This is a genomic window from Sphingomonas aestuarii (assembly GCF_054457155.1).
This window is the reverse complement of record NZ_JBTKVV010000004.1, coordinates 410,298-424,404: the sequence shown is the minus strand read 5'-3', so window position 1 is coordinate 424,404 and position 14,107 is coordinate 410,298. Positions and strand designations below refer to the sequence as shown.

At 65.0% G+C, this 14,107-nt stretch carries 13 protein-coding genes; 12 read left to right on the top strand and 1 reads right to left on the bottom strand.

Annotation, left to right across the window (positions count from 1 at the left end):
* The first annotated feature begins 166 nt into the window (after positions 1-166).
* From ACX0GZ_RS10460 to ACX0GZ_RS10440, 5 genes are all read left to right on the top strand, one after another.
* Positions 167-364, top strand: coding sequence for a DUF1192 domain-containing protein (locus tag ACX0GZ_RS10460; RefSeq protein ID WP_458816108.1), 198 nt, complete (start codon positions 167-169; stop codon positions 362-364).
* A gap of 138 nt (positions 365-502) precedes the next feature.
* A complete protein-coding gene (gene clpA / locus ACX0GZ_RS10455) occupies positions 503-2,821 on the top strand; it encodes an ATP-dependent Clp protease ATP-binding subunit ClpA (RefSeq protein WP_458816106.1) in 2,319 nt (772 codons plus the stop codon).
* Between the two features lie 110 nt (positions 2,822-2,931).
* On the top strand, positions 2,932-4,632 hold the full coding sequence (locus tag ACX0GZ_RS10450; protein WP_458816104.1) for a GGDEF domain-containing protein: 1,701 nt from the start codon (positions 2,932-2,934) through the stop codon (positions 4,630-4,632).
* 57 nt (positions 4,633-4,689) lie between these two features.
* Positions 4,690-4,887 carry a hypothetical protein gene (locus ACX0GZ_RS10445; RefSeq protein ID WP_458816102.1) on the top strand — a complete coding sequence of 66 codons (198 nt, stop codon included), beginning with the start codon at positions 4,690-4,692 and terminating at the stop codon, positions 4,885-4,887.
* 80 nt (positions 4,888-4,967) lie between these two features.
* Complete coding sequence (locus ACX0GZ_RS10440; protein ID WP_458816100.1) at positions 4,968-6,656, top strand: AMP-binding protein; 1,689 nt, start codon at positions 4,968-4,970, stop codon at positions 6,654-6,656.
* Between the two features lie 129 nt (positions 6,657-6,785).
* Here ACX0GZ_RS10440 and ACX0GZ_RS10435 read toward each other — a convergent pair whose 3' ends face one another.
* Entirely contained in the window at positions 6,786-8,138 is a 1,353-nt protein-coding gene (locus ACX0GZ_RS10435; protein WP_458816098.1) for an NAD-dependent succinate-semialdehyde dehydrogenase, read from the bottom strand.
* 93 nt (positions 8,139-8,231) lie between these two features.
* Between ACX0GZ_RS10435 and ACX0GZ_RS10430 the strand changes: the two genes are divergently transcribed.
* The 7 genes from ACX0GZ_RS10430 to tgt all read left to right on the top strand — a co-directional run bounded on the left by ACX0GZ_RS10430 (position 8,232) and on the right by tgt (position 14,075).
* Positions 8,232-8,477 carry an exodeoxyribonuclease VII small subunit gene (locus ACX0GZ_RS10430; protein WP_458816096.1) on the top strand — a complete coding sequence of 82 codons (246 nt, stop codon included), beginning with the start codon at positions 8,232-8,234 and terminating at the stop codon, positions 8,475-8,477.
* Positions 8,478-8,482: 5 nt separating this feature from the next.
* Positions 8,483-9,382 carry a polyprenyl synthetase family protein gene (locus ACX0GZ_RS10425; RefSeq protein WP_458816094.1) on the top strand — a complete coding sequence of 300 codons (900 nt, stop codon included), beginning with the start codon at positions 8,483-8,485 and terminating at the stop codon, positions 9,380-9,382.
* Positions 9,383-9,394: 12 nt separating this feature from the next.
* On the top strand, positions 9,395-9,901 hold the full coding sequence (coaD, locus tag ACX0GZ_RS10420) for a pantetheine-phosphate adenylyltransferase (protein ID WP_458816092.1): 507 nt from the start codon (positions 9,395-9,397) through the stop codon (positions 9,899-9,901).
* A gap of 80 nt (positions 9,902-9,981) precedes the next feature.
* The gene (locus ACX0GZ_RS10415; protein WP_458816090.1) at positions 9,982-10,677 is read left to right on the top strand and encodes a peptidylprolyl isomerase; all 696 of its coding nucleotides are present in this window, start codon (positions 9,982-9,984) and stop codon (positions 10,675-10,677) included.
* Between the two features lie 68 nt (positions 10,678-10,745).
* Complete coding sequence (gene queA, locus ACX0GZ_RS10410) at positions 10,746-11,783, top strand: tRNA preQ1(34) S-adenosylmethionine ribosyltransferase-isomerase QueA (protein ID WP_458816088.1); 1,038 nt, start codon at positions 10,746-10,748, stop codon at positions 11,781-11,783.
* A gap of 122 nt (positions 11,784-11,905) precedes the next feature.
* Positions 11,906-12,832, top strand: a complete 927-nt coding sequence (locus tag ACX0GZ_RS10405) for a cation diffusion facilitator family transporter (RefSeq protein WP_458816086.1) — start codon at positions 11,906-11,908, stop codon at positions 12,830-12,832.
* A 115-nt stretch (positions 12,833-12,947) separates the two neighbouring features.
* Complete coding sequence (gene tgt, locus ACX0GZ_RS10400; protein ID WP_458816084.1) at positions 12,948-14,075, top strand: tRNA guanosine(34) transglycosylase Tgt; 1,128 nt, start codon at positions 12,948-12,950, stop codon at positions 14,073-14,075.
* The last annotated feature ends 32 nt before the right edge of the window (positions 14,076-14,107 follow it).

Below are 14,107 nucleotides of genomic sequence, written 5' to 3'. Positions count from 1 at the left end.
GCGAACCAGTCTCTCTTTGGCACGAACCTGCGAGCCGCGCCAAGGGTCCGTCAAGGGGGCGAATGATATGGAATTACCTGCCCATCTTCTCGGACGAACGGATTTTATGGGGTTGAATGGGGGCTAGCCGTTGACACGCGCGCCAATGCAGCCGAACCTCCCGTTCATGACCCCCGACGACGCGCTTCCGACACGCAAGGACGATCCGGTGTCGCTGCTCGCGCGCCAGGATCTCGATCCGCTGTCGGTCGCCGAGCTGGAAGCGCGCATCGCCGCGCTTGAGGGGGAGGTCGCGCGATGTCGGCAAAAGATTGAAGCCGCCGTTAACCATCGCGCAAGTGCCGACGCGTTATTCAGGCGATGAGCGTGGACGCACCGGACCGGGGCACATCGCCCATATCGATCCGGCGCACGGCCACCATGCTTGATGCGGGGCCACCGACTTCCGACATAATGGATGTGGGCCGCGCGTTCCCGGCGGCCCGAACGGAGACGTATTTCAATGCCTAGCTTTGCCTCCGCGCTCGAATCCACGCTTCACAAGGCGCTGGAAGCCGCATCCGCGCGCCGCCACGAATATGCGACACTGGAGCATCTGTTGCTCGCGCTGGTCGATGACGAGCACGCCGCGCGGGTGATGAGCGCCTGCGGGGTCGAACTCGACGATCTGCGCAGCACGGTCGCCCATTATCTCGACACCGAACTCGACGCGCTGAAGGTGGAGGCCGCGACCGACCCCTCCCCCACCAGCGGGTTCCAGCGCGTCGTCCAGCGTGCGATTCTCCACGTCCAGTCGTCGGGCCGCGACGAAGTCACCGGCGCGAACGTGCTGGTCGCACTGTTCAGCGAGCGCGACAGCTATGCCGTCTATTTCCTGCAACAGCAGGATATGAGCCGCCTCGATGCGGTCAGCTATATCTCGCACGGCGTCGGCAAGGGCGGCACACCCACCGAAACCCGCGAGGTGAAGGGCGCGGACGACGAAAAACCGGCCAAGGGCGAGGCGAAGGGCAAGGGCGAAAGCGCGCTCAAGCAATTCACCGTGGACCTCAACGAAAAGGCCAAGGCCGGCAAGGTCGATCCGTTGATCGGGCGCGGGCCGGAGGTCGACCGGACGGTGCAGATTCTCTGCCGTCGCTCCAAGAACAACCCGCTCTATGTCGGTGATCCCGGCGTCGGCAAGACCGCCATCGCCGAAGGGCTGGCGCGCAAAATCGTCGAGGGCGACGTGCCCGAGGTGTTGAAACCCGCCGTCATCTATTCGCTCGACATGGGCGCGCTGCTCGCGGGCACGCGGTATCGCGGCGATTTCGAGGAGCGGCTGAAACAGGTCGTGACCGAGCTTGAAAAGCTGCCGCACGCGGTGCTGTTCATCGACGAAATCCACACCGTCATCGGCGCAGGCGCGACCAGCGGCGGGGCGATGGACGCGTCGAACCTGTTGAAACCGGCGCTGTCGGGCGGCACGATCCGCTGCATCGGATCGACCACCTACAAGGAGTTCCGCAACCATTTCGAAAAGGACCGCGCGCTGCTCCGCCGGTTCCAGAAGATCGACGTCAACGAACCGACGGTCGAGGACACGATCAAGATCCTCGCCGGGCTGCGGTCGGCGTTCGAGGAGCATCATTCGGTCAAATACACACCCGATGCGATCAAATCGGCGGTCGAACTCTCGGCGCGTTACATCAACGACCGCAAGCTGCCCGACAAGGCGATCGACGTGATCGACGAGGTCGGCGCGATGCAGATGCTGGTCGCGCCGTCGAAGCGCAAAAAGACGATTACGCCGAAGGAAATCGAACAGGTCATTGCGACGATGGCGCGCATCCCGCCGAAAACCGTGTCGTCCGACGATACCAAGGCATTGGCGAATCTTCAGACCGACCTGAAACGAGTGGTGTTCGGCCAGGACGAGGCGATCAACGTCCTGTCCTCGGCGATCAAGCTCAGCCGTGCGGGGCTTCGCGATCCCGACAAGCCGATCGGCAATTATCTGTTCTCCGGCCCCACTGGCGTCGGCAAGACCGAGGTTGCGCGGCAACTGGCCGAGATCATGGGCATCCCGCTCCAGCGGTTCGACATGTCCGAATATATGGAACGCCACAGCGTCTCGCGACTGATCGGTGCGCCTCCGGGCTATGTCGGTTATGATCAGGGCGGCCTGCTGACCGATGCGGTCGATCAGAATCCGCACAGCGTGCTGCTGCTCGACGAAATCGAGAAGGCACACCCCGACCTGTTCAACATCCTGCTTCAGGTGATGGACAACGGCAAACTGACCGATCACCACGGCAAGACCGTCGATTTCAGGAACACCATCCTCATCATGACCACCAACGCCGGTGCGTCGGACATGGCGAAGGAATCGATCGGTTTCGGCCAGATGACGCGCGAGGACGTTCAGGAAGAGGCGGTGAAGAAGCTCTTCACCCCTGAATTCCGCAACCGCCTCGATGCGATCGTGCCGTTCGGCTATTTGCCGCCCGAAGTCGTGGCGCGGGTGGTGGAAAAATTCATCCTCCAGCTGGAGCTGCAACTCGCCGACCGCGGCGTCCACATCAGCCTGGACGACGAGGCCAAGGCGTGGCTGACCGAACGTGGTTACGACAAGCTCTATGGCGCGCGCCCGATGGGCCGCCTGATGCAGGAAAAGGTCAAGCAGCCGCTCGCCGAGGAGCTGCTGTTCGGCAAATTGCTCCACGGCGGCGAGGTCACGGTGAAGCTCAAGGACGGCGCGCTGGCCTTCGAGATCACCCCCGCCCCGCCCAAAAAGGGCGGCAAGAAGGGTGGCAAGCGGAACGTGACGGCCAAGGCCTGACATCAAGACGCGAAACAATCAGAGGGGTCGGAAGCGTGTCTTCCGGCCTCTTTTGATTCATCGCGCGCAGTTTACCGATTATTTCCAACCCGCACTTTAGCTTAATCCGCATGTGGGGTCGCGTCATCAGGGGGGTGTGGCTGGCGATGGTCGCGAGTGCGATCGCGCTCGGATTCGTTGCGCCCGCTGCCGCGCAGAGCCGCCATATCGGGGACAAGATCGAAGTCTGCGTCCGCCCGGCCGATGCGCCGGGGCTCGATGCGCGGCGTTTGATCGCGGAGGCGGCCCGTTTCGACTGCACATCGCCGCAACGCACGTTTGGACCCGGCAGCTACTGGGTGATCTCCGAACCGCTGTCCGCCCGGTCGGGCGACGACGGGCCGCTGCGCATCCGGTCCAGCAGCCTGCTCCAGAACATGACCACGCTCGACATCGTCTATGCCGATGGTGCGGTGGTGCGCCACCGCGCCGACGACAGGCAGATCTCGTCGCGCATTCAACTCGGCGCGATCTTCCAGTTTGACGTGCCCGTGCGCGACGCGCCGGTCACGCGGCTGGTGTGGCGGATCGACGATTCGGCCAACCTTCACGGCATCCTGCTGGGCGCGCGGATCGCCACGACCGAGGATGCCGCGCGCGCCAATCTCTTTCTCGGCGCGCTCTATGCCGGGTTCGCAGGACTGGCGATCGCGCTGATCGCATATAATCTTGCGCTTTGGGTGGTGCTTCGCCAGCGTTTCCAATTGGCCTATTGCGTGATGGCGGCGCTGCTCTTGGCCTATTGCTTCACGTCCTCGGCTGCGATGGCCTGGGTCTGGCCCGATATATCCAATAACGACCGCATACGCCTGAACCATGCACTGCTGGGCGGCGCGGCGGCTTCCGCGCTCGTCTTCGCGCGGAGCTTCTTCGAACGAGAGGTGTTCCTCGGCTGGATGGGCCGCTTCACCAGCGTCGCGACGGTCGCGGTTGCGGCAGGCGGGCTGGTCTTTCTGCTCGCGCCCGACTCCTATATCGCAGTTGCCGACACGCTGTTCGCGTGGGGCTTCGTCGCGGTGCTGGCGGTGATCGGCCCGATGCTGTGGCGCGCGTGGAAGGTGAAGAGCAATTATATCTGGCTGTTCGCCTTTGCCTGGGCAGCGCCGGTGGTGATGGCGGGCCTTCGCTTTTCCCAGCACCTGGGGATCATTCCGTGGCGATTCTGGATCGACAATTCGACGATCTTTGCGCTCGCGTTCGAAGCGTTGCTGTCGTCGGTCGCGATCGCCTATCGCATCCGGCTGTTGTCGAAGGAACGCGACTTCGCGGTCGCGCAGGAAGCGGTGCAGCGCAGATTGGCCGATACCGATCCGCTGACCGGCCTGCTCAACCGCCGCGCGTTTCTGGTCCAGGCGATCGGGCGCCCCGGCATGCAGCAATTGCTGCTGATCGACATCGACCATTTCAAGGCGGTCAACGAAACGCTGGGCCATGACGGCGGCGACGAGGTGCTGCGCGTGTTCGCGCGCGTCATGCGTCAGGTCGCGCCCGAAGGCGGGCTGGTCGCGCGGTTGGGCGGCGAGGAGTTCGCGCTGCTGTCCCCGCCGGGCTCCGAAATCGATCCCGATGGCCTGCTTGCGCGGTTGCGCGCGGCGCGAATGCCGTTCGACCTGGACGTCACCGCGTCGATCGGGGTGTGTCGCGGGGGCATTGCGCGCGAGGGCGACTGGAAATCGCTCTATCGCGCCGCCGATCGCGCCTTGTTCGATGCCAAGGCGGCGGGCCGCGACCGCGTGCGCCGGAGCGAAACATTGCTGGCCGAAGCGGCCTGATTTCCTTGCGGCGACCTGCGATTTCGCGTATCCATCCGCCGTCAAGGAGTGAATTCGATGCAGTCGCTGGACAAGCGCAAGGTGGGCGTGATCGCGGGCGGCGCGCTGCTCGTCGCGCTCGCGTGGCAGACGCCGACCGCCAGCCTCGAAATCCGGACGCACGACGTGACCGACGTGGCCCCCAAGAAGATGGAAGCCGCGCTCGACCTGGGCATTGCCGCCTTTTCGCTGCTCATCACCTGGACGCAGCGCTGACGTCGCCGCATTGAGCGTTTCGACTTGACGGGCGCGTAAAGAGGGTTGCGTTTGCTGCAACCTTGCTTACACCTATGTCAATGACTGATCCGGCACAGATCTGGCGCGAACATTATCTTCATCCCGGTCCCTGGGACCGTCCGTTCCCGCCGCTGTCGCTCGTAGATCTGTTCGAGACGAGCGCCGCAAAACGCGGATCGGCGCCGCTGATTGATTTCATGGGCCGTAAATACAGCTATGCAGAAACGCTGGACGGCGCCAACCGCGTCGCGTGCGGGCTGAAAGCGATGGGATACGGTTCCGGCGACCGGATCGGGTTGTTCCTGCCCAACGCCCCCCATTATCTCGCCGCCTATTACGGCATTCTGAAACTCGGCGCGACGGTGGTCAATTTCTCGCCGCTCTATACGGTTCAGGAACTGTCCGATCAGGTCGCGGATTCGGGGACGAAATTGCTGTTCACCCTGTCGGCGACCGCCTTGCTGCCGACCGCGATCAAGGTGCTGGAGGCGAGCGGACTGGAACGGCTGGTCGTCGGATCGGTAGCGGGGGCGCTGCCGCCTGCCAAATCGATCCTCTATCGCCTGTTCAAGCGCAGCGAAGTCGCCGCTCGCCCCGACGATCCGCGCATCACGGCTTTTTCGGCGCTGATCGCCAATGACGGCGGCTGCGTGACACCCGACCTCGATCCCATGACCCATCTGGCGCTCATACAATATACCGGCGGCACCACCGGCACGCCCAAGGGCGCGATGCTGACGCACCAGAATCTGTCGGCCAATGCGCGGCAGGTCGCGCAGCTCGATCCCGAGGTCGCGACGCGGCACGACCGGATTTTGGGCGTGCTGCCGATGTTCCACGTCTTCGCCAATACCTGCGTCCTCAACCGCACGGTGGCGGTCGGCGGAGAGATCGTGATGCTTCCCCGCTTCGAGGCCGGACAAGTCCTGGCGGCGATCGACGCGACCAAGCCGACCGCGCTGCCCGGCGTGCCGACCATGTACCAGGCGCTGCTCGACCATCCCAAATTCGCAGCCACCGATTTCTCGTCGCTCGAATTCTGCATTTCGGGAGGTGCCCCGCTTGCGGCCGAATTGAAGGCCAAGTTCGAGGCGGCGTCCGGCGCGCGGGTGATCGAGGGTTATGGCCTGTCCGAAAGCTCGGGCGTGGTGTCATGCAACCCCTACGAAGCGGAAAACAAGACCGGCACCATCGGCCAGCCGATCGCCGCCACGCGCATCCGACTGGTTGACAAGGAAGACCCGAACCGCCCGCCGCCGCAGGGCGAACCGGGAGAGATCACCGTGTCGGGGCCACAGATCATGGCCGGATACTGGAACCGCCCCGATGCCGATGAAACGGTGTTCCTGACCGATCCCGACGGCACGCGCTGGCTGCGCACCGGCGATGTCGGACAGATCGACGCGGACGGCTTCATCCGCATCGTAGACCGGCTGAAGGACATGATCGCAGTCGCCGGGTTCAAGGTATTCCCCAGCCAGGTCGAGGCCGTCCTCTACCGCCACCCCGCGGTCAAGGAGGCGCTGGTGATCGGCATCCCCGACACCTATCGCGGCGAAGTCCCCCGCGCCTATGTCACGCTGAACGAAAGCCAGGAAGTGAGCGGCGACGAGCTGAAATCATGGCTCAATCCGCAGCTCGGCAAGCATGAGAAGGTCGATGAGGTCGTGGTGCGCCTCACCATGCCCAAGACGATGATCGGGAAGCTGAGCCGCAAGGATCTGGTCGCCGAGGTAATGGGCGCATAAACTCCTCCCCCATCGGGGGAGGTGGCAGCACGAAGTGCTGACGGAGGGGGCTTGCCACGCAGGGCAATGCCTGTGGCACCCCCTCCACCATCCTGCGGATGGTCCCCCTCCCCCGGGGGGCAGGAATTTTCAGGCCATTACCGCCTTCAGGTTCATGAACTCGTGCAGCCCCCACGGTCCCAGTTCGCGGCCATGCCCCGACAGTTTCACTCCGCCGAACGGGGCTTCGGGTGAGGATGCGAGCATCTGGTTGATCGCGGTCATCCCGGCCTCCACCTCTCGTTCGAAGCGTTCGCGCTCTTGGGCGTCACTGGTCCACACGCTCGACCCGAGGCCGTAAGGAATGTCGTTCGCGAGCGCGATCGCATCGTCGATGTCCTCGGCGCGGAACAGCATCGCGACGGGACCGAACAACTCCTCTTGCGCGATGTCCTGCCCGCGCGGAACGTCGGTCAGGATGCCGGGCTTCATCCACGCGCCCGCGCGGTCGATCTTCTCTCCGCCGCGCAGCGTCGCACCCGCCGCCTTGGCGCGCGCCAACTGCTCCAGCACGGTATCGCGCTGTTCCTCGCTCGACAGCGGCCCCATATCGACCTCGGTCATCGGGTCGCCGATCGTCACCGCGTCCATCGCCGCCGCGAATTTGTCGGCAAAGGCATCGTATACCTGCGTGTGAACGATCATCCGCTTGGCGCAGATGCACGATTGCCCGGCATTCTGGATGCGCGCCTTGACCGCGACTTTTGCCGCTTCGTCGATATCGGCGGACGGCATGACGATGAACGGGTCCGATCCGCCGAGTTCGAGCACGACCTTTTTCAGATGCCTGCCCGCCGCCTCGGCGACCTTGGCGCCTGCGCCTTCGCTGCCGGTCAGCGTCGCGGCGACGATGCGCTTGTCGGCGATGAGGCCTTCCACCTTGTCCGATTTGATCGCCAGATTCTGGAACAAGCCGTCCGGCGCTCCGGCCTGCGTGACCACTTCCTCGATCAGCGCCGCGCAGCCCTGCGTCAGCGATGCGTGTTTGAGCAGCCCGACATTGCCCGCCATGATCGTGGGCGCAAGGAAACGCACCACTTGCCAGTACGGGAAATTCCACGGCATGATCGCCAGCACAGCCCCGGTCGGCAACCAGATCGCCTTGGCATCGCCCGGCGCGCCCTCAACCGCCACTGGCTCGAGCAGCGACGGGCCATTGTCGGCATAGTAGCGAAAGCCCGCGATGCATTTTTCGACCTCGGCAATGGCCGATTTCAGCGTCTTGCCCATTTCGCGGGTCGCGACTTCCGCCAGCCGCCGCTTGTTCGCCTCGAAACTGTCGGCGATCGCCGACAACAGCTTGGTCCGTTCGTCCAGCGGGGAACCGCGCCATGTCCGAAACGTCTCCGCCGCCAGCGCCACGCGGCGTTCGACTTCGGCATCGTCGTGGATGGCGTGGGTTTCGCCTGCCGCTCCGGTCGCGGGGTTGATGCTGGTGAACATGAAAAACGCTCCTGATCGCTGGATTGATCTTCCCAATGCGCGGTCCCTGGTCCGGGTTGCATAACCGCCCCACCCTGCCGCATAGCGACATTCATGACCGAAGAAACCGGAATCGCCGAACTCAGCTTCGAGGACGCGTTGAAGGAGCTGGAGACGATCGTCGCCCGGCTGGAAAGCGGCGACGCGCCGCTGCAACAGGCGATCGACCTGTACGAACGGGGCGATGCGTTGCGCCGCCAGTGCGCCGCCCGGCTGGACGCCGCGCAGGCCCGGATCGAGGCGATCCGTACCGATGCGGGCGGCAAGGCCGTCGGCACCACCAGCTTCGCCGCGAACTGACCGCGATGGCGGGGGCATCGATCGCGCTGCAATCGGCGCTCAACCAGATCGCGGCCGATATGGACCGCCAGTTCGATCTGTTGCTGGCCGTCCCCGACGATCCGCGCGCCAAACTCTATCAGGCGATGCGCCATGCCGCGATCGGCGGCGGCAAGCGGCTGCGGCCCTTGCTGGTCCATGCCACCGCACAGATTTTCAACGTCGATCGCGCGGCGACATTGCGCGTCGCCGCCGCGCTCGAATGCATACACGTCTATAGCCTGGTGCATGACGACCTGCCCGCGATGGACGACGACGACATGCGTCGCGGCAAACCGACCGTTCACCGCGCGTTCGATGAAGCGACCGCGATCCTGGCCGGTGACTGCCTCCACGCGCTGGCGTTCGAAATCCTGAGCGACGAGGCGACGCATCCCGACCCGTTCGTTCGGATCGAGCTGGTGTCCTGTCTGGCGCGCTCGTCCGGCCCGTCGGGCATGGGCGGGGGCCAGATGATGGATTTGGAGGCCGAAAAGGCCAGCTTCGACCTGGCGACCGTCACCCGTCTGCAGGCGATGAAGACCGGCGCGCTGATCGCCTGCGCGGTCGAATCGGGCGCGATCCTGGGCAAGCTGCCGGTAGAGGGGCGCACGGGCCTGCGCGGCTATGCCCGCGACATCGGCCTCGCCTTTCAGATCGCCGACGATATCCTCGATGTCGAGGGCGACGAGGAACTGGCGGGCAAGAAGCTGCGCAAGGACGGCGATGCAGGCAAGGAAACCTTTCTCTCGCTCCTCGGCCTCGACCGTGCCCGCGAACAGGCGCGGATGCTGGTGGACCAGGCGATCGACCATCTGCGCGGCTATGGCTCGGAAGCCGATCTGCTCCGCGACATCGCCCGCTACACCCTCGAACGCGATCGCTAAGGGAGCGCCGACATGACCATCCGCACCGGCGTCTATCCCGGCACGTTCGATCCGATCACGCTCGGCCATATGGACATTATCCGGCGGGGCGCGAAGCTGGTCGATCGACTGGTCATCGGCGTGACCACCAATCCGTCGAAGAACCCGATGTTCGATATCGACGAACGCATGGCGATGGTCCGGCGCGAGGTGGAGGGGATCGCGGGCGAAATCCACGTCGTCAGCTTCGATTCGCTGCTGATGGACTTTGCCGAGCGCGAAGGCGCCAGCGTCATCGTCCGGGGCCTGCGCGCGGTCGCCGATTTCGAATATGAGTATCAGATGGCGGGCATGAACCAGCAGATCAATCCGCGCATCGAGACGGTTTTCCTGATGGCCGACGTCTCGCTTCAACCGATCGCGTCGCGGCTGGTGAAGGAAATCGCGATGTTCGGCGGCGCGATCCACAAATTCGTGACGCCTGCCGTGTGCGACGAGGTGGTGGCGCGGGTCGACAAGATCGGTCGCAAGGGCAGCTGATCCTATTCAGTTTGGCGCAAGGACCGATTTGGTCTAAGCACCCGCCCAACGCTCAAACACCGGGGTTCTGGCACATAGTCATGCGTAAGATCGGATATTTCCTCGCTGTCGCGGCGGCATTCGCAGCCGCACCGGCAACCGCCCAGATCATGGAGCCTACGGCCAAGGACCGGCCCGCGGCTCCGGCGGTCACCGATACCGAAAATCACTGGATTCTCGATCTGTCGACCGGCGGGCGCGTCACCATCGCGCTGCGCCCCGATGTCGCGCCCAAGCATGTCGAGCGGATCAAGACGCTGACGCGCCAGAAATTCTACGACGGCCTGTCGTTCCATCGGGTGCTCGATACCGGCGTACCGATGGCGCAGGGCGGCGATCCCAGGGGCGACGGCACCGGGCAATCGACGCTCCCCGACGTGGAGGCGGAATTCAACTGGATGCCGCATGTCCGCGGCGCGGTCGCCGCCGCGCGTTCGGGCGCCCCCGACGGCGCGCCGGAAGAAGTCGTCAAGGCGGCGGAAAACTCGGCGAACAGCCAGTTCTTCATCATGTTCCAGCCGATGCTGTCGCTCGACAAGAAATATACCGTGTTCGGGCGGGTGATCAGCGGCATGCAATATGTCGACGCCATCCCGCGCGGCGAGCCGCCCGCGAACCCGGCGCGGATCGTGCGCGCCTATATCGGATCGGACAACCCGCCCGCCTATGTCGCGCCCGCGCCCAGCGCCCCGGTGCTGCCCGCGGGCGAGCAGGAAGTGACGCTGCCGGGGACGTAACCGGCAGCGCGCGGGTCTGGCCTCGACACCCTTCGACAAGCGGAACGCGAGCGCGTAGGGGCAGCGCCATGCGCGTCGACGATTTCGATTTCGAACTGCCCGCAGAGGCGATTGCCCTCCGCCCCGCTTCCCCGCGCGACTCCGCGCGGATGCTGCTGGCCGAGGGCGAACGGCTGAGCGACCGCACCGTTCGCGACTTGCCTACGGCGCTCAGGTCCGGCGACCTGCTGGTGTTCAACGACACCCGCGTCATCCCCGCGCAACTCGAAGGCCGTCGCGGCGAGGCAAAGATCGGTGCGACACTCCACAAGCGCGAAGGACCGCGCCGGTGGCGCGCGTTCATCCGCAACGCCCGGCGAGTGCGCGACGGCGAGACGATCGATTTCGGCAATGGCGTGGCCGCCACCGCGCTCGATCGCGGCGAAGACGGCAGCCTCGCGCTCGATTTCCACGGCGACGAGCCGGTCGAACTGCTTCTAGAACGCGCCGGGCGAATGCCGCTTCCCCCCTATATCGCCGCTCGCCGCCCGACCGATGCGCAGGACGCCAGCGATTACCAGACGATGTTCGCACGCGAGGAAGGCGCGGTCGCCGCGCCGACCGCAGCGCTGCATTTCACGCCCGAACTCATGGCCGCGCTGGACGCCGCCGGGATCGGTCACACCACGCTGACGCTGCATGTCGGCGCGGGCACCTTCCTGCCGGTCAAGGTCGACGACACCGATGACCACAGGATGCACGCCGAATGGGGCCGCATCGACGCGGCGACCGCCGACCGGTTGAACCAGACGCGGGCAAAGGGTGGCCGCGTGATCGCGGTCGGCACCACCAGCCTGCGCCTGATCGAAAGCGCGAGCGGCGAGGACGACATCGTCCGCCCGTTCGAAGGCGACACGTCGATCTTCATCACGCCGGGATACCGGTTTCGCGGCGTGGACGGACTGATGACCAATTTCCACCTGCCGCGCTCGACTCTGTTCATGCTGGTCAGCGCGCTGATGGGAGTGGAGACGATGCGCCGCGTCTATGCCCATGCGATTGCGGACGGCTATCGGTTCTACAGCTATGGCGATGCGTCGCTGTTGCTCCCGGAACGGAGTTTGTAGCGAGCACCCTTACCCTTTCGTTTCGCCCCCTACCCGTTCGTTTCGAGCGAAGTCGAGGAACGAACGGACAGGTGGTTCATAACCCCTAGGCATCCTACCCCCCGCCCCGCTATCCAGCGCAAGTGAGCGCGCACCATCATCACCACGACCACGCGCATGGCGGCCACGGCCATACCCACGCGCCCAAGGATTTCGGGCGCGCCTTTGCGATCGGGATCACGCTCAACATTGCCTTCGTCGTTGTCGAAGGCGCGGCGGGTATTTTCTACGATTCGATGGCACTGCTGGCGGACGCGGGCCACAATCTGTCGGATGTCCTTGGCCTGCTGATCGCCTGGGCGGGCGCGACGCTCGCCAAGCGACCGCCGTCGAAGCGTTTCACCTATGGCCTGCGCTCCTCCTCGATTCTCGCCGCACTCGCCAACGCGCTGCTGCTGCTGGTCGCGGTCGGGGCGATCGCGTGGGAAGCCGTGCGTCGCATCGGCGATCCGCCCGCGGTCGAGGGGACGGCGGTGATGATCGTCGCGGGCATCGGCATCGTTATCAATTTGGCGACTGCTTTGCTGTTCTTCTCCGGCCGCCAGCACGACATCAACATTCGCGGCGCCTATCTCCACATGGCGGCGGACGCGGCGGTGTCGGCGGGGGTCGTGATCGCCGGCGCGCTGATCCTGTTCACCGGTTCGGCATGGATCGATCCGATCGTCAGTCTGGTCATCGTCGCGGTGATCCTGATTGGCACCTGGGGACTGCTTGCGCAGTCGGTGACGATGGCGCTGCACGCGGTACCGGACCGGATCGACGCCGCCGAGGTCGAGGCCGCACTCGCAGCGCGTCCCGGCGTTGCGCGCATCCACCATCTCCACATCTGGCCGACCAGCACCACCGAGGTTGCGCTGACCGCGCATCTGGTGGTGCCGGGCGCTCATCCGGGCGACGAGTTCCTGCGCGACACCGCACAGATGCTCGATCATGATTTCGGCATCGGCCATTCAACGCTCCAGTTGGAGATTGGCGACGGCCCGCCGTGCGCGGATGGGGCGTGCTGACACGCGCACAAACCATCCTATGTGCTTCTGCGAAAGCAGGAGCACATGGGAGGTCGGGGTTGCTGACACCCCACCCCATCGACAAGCCCCGCCCCGAAAGGCAAAGCCCCCGCGCATGACTCCCCGTTTCGATTTCACCATCCATGCCACCGACGGCAAGGCACGCACCGGCACCATCGCGATGCAGCGCGGCGATATCCGCACCCCCGCCTTCATGCCGGTCGGCACCGCCGCGACCGTGAAGGCGATTAAGCCCGCCGATGTTCGTGCGTCGGGCGCCGACATCCTCCTCGGCAACACCTATCATCTGATGCTGCGCCCCGGTGCGGAGCGGGTCGCGCGGTTGGGGGGCCTGCACGGCTTCATGGGGTGGGATCGCCCGATCCTGACCGACAGCGGCGGCTATCAGGTGATGAGCCTTGCCGACCTCACCAAACGGTCGGAAGAAGGCGTCAGCTTCAAATCGCATCTCGACGGCACGCGGCATTTGCTCAGCCCCGAACGCTCGATCGAAATCCAGCGCCTGCTCGACAGCGACATCATCATGTCCTTCGACGAACTGGTCCCGACCACCTCGACTCGCGACGTCCAGGCCGCGGCAATGGAGCGATCGATGCGCTGGGCGAAACGCAGCCGCGCCGCGTTCGACGGCGGCGGCGACCATGCGGCGCGCGCCGCGATCTTCGGCATCCAGCAGGGCGCGCTCGACGAAGCCTTCCGCAAATCCTCGGCGAATGCGCTGCTCGACATTGGTTTCGACGGCTATGCGGTCGGCGGCCTCGCGGTCGGCGAAGGGCAGGAGGCGATGTTCGGCGTGCTCGATTATGCCCCCGGCCAGCTAGATCCGGCCAAACCGCGCTACCTGATGGGCGTCGGCAAGCCCGACGATATCGTCGGCGCAGTCGAACGCGGGATCGATATGTTCGACTGCGTCCTTCCCACCCGCTCGGGTCGCACGGGCCAGGCGTTCACCCGCCGCGGCCCGATCAATATCCGCAACGCCCGGTTCGCAGAGGATACAGGGCCGCTCGACCCGAGCTGCGCCTGCCCGGTATGCGGAACCTGGAGCCGCGCCTATCTCCATCATCTCGTCCGGTCGGGGGAGATTTTGGGCGCGATGCTGATGACCGAGCATAATATCTGGTTCTATCAGGCGTTGATGGCCGACCTTCGCGCCGCCATTGACGAAGGGCGGCTGACCGATTTCGCAAACGGGTTTCGCACGAACTACGTTAACAAATGACGCCAAGCGTCTGACGATCCACGGAGAGTATG

Bases quoted from the DNA above. Each gene is read 5' to 3' on its own strand.
- ACX0GZ_RS10460 (WP_458816108.1), top strand. From the start codon at position 167: ATGACCCCCGACGACGCGCTTCCGACACGCAAGGACGATCCGGTGTCG.
- clpA (WP_458816106.1), top strand. From the start codon at position 503: ATGCCTAGCTTTGCCTCCGCGCTCGAATCCACGCTTCACAAGGCGCTG.
- ACX0GZ_RS10450 (WP_458816104.1), top strand. From the start codon at position 2,932: ATGTGGGGTCGCGTCATCAGGGGGGTGTGGCTGGCGATGGTCGCGAGT.
- ACX0GZ_RS10445 (WP_458816102.1), top strand. From the start codon at position 4,690: ATGCAGTCGCTGGACAAGCGCAAGGTGGGCGTGATCGCGGGCGGCGCG.
- ACX0GZ_RS10440 (WP_458816100.1), top strand. From the start codon at position 4,968: ATGACTGATCCGGCACAGATCTGGCGCGAACATTATCTTCATCCCGGT.
- ACX0GZ_RS10435 (WP_458816098.1), bottom strand. From the start codon at position 8,138: ATGTTCACCAGCATCAACCCCGCGACCGGAGCGGCAGGCGAAACCCAC.
- ACX0GZ_RS10430 (WP_458816096.1), top strand. From the start codon at position 8,232: ATGACCGAAGAAACCGGAATCGCCGAACTCAGCTTCGAGGACGCGTTG.
- ACX0GZ_RS10425 (WP_458816094.1), top strand. From the start codon at position 8,483: ATGGCGGGGGCATCGATCGCGCTGCAATCGGCGCTCAACCAGATCGCG.
- coaD (WP_458816092.1), top strand. From the start codon at position 9,395: ATGACCATCCGCACCGGCGTCTATCCCGGCACGTTCGATCCGATCACG.
- ACX0GZ_RS10415 (WP_458816090.1), top strand. From the start codon at position 9,982: ATGCGTAAGATCGGATATTTCCTCGCTGTCGCGGCGGCATTCGCAGCC.
- queA (WP_458816088.1), top strand. From the start codon at position 10,746: ATGCGCGTCGACGATTTCGATTTCGAACTGCCCGCAGAGGCGATTGCC.
- tgt (WP_458816084.1), top strand. From the start codon at position 12,948: ATGACTCCCCGTTTCGATTTCACCATCCATGCCACCGACGGCAAGGCA.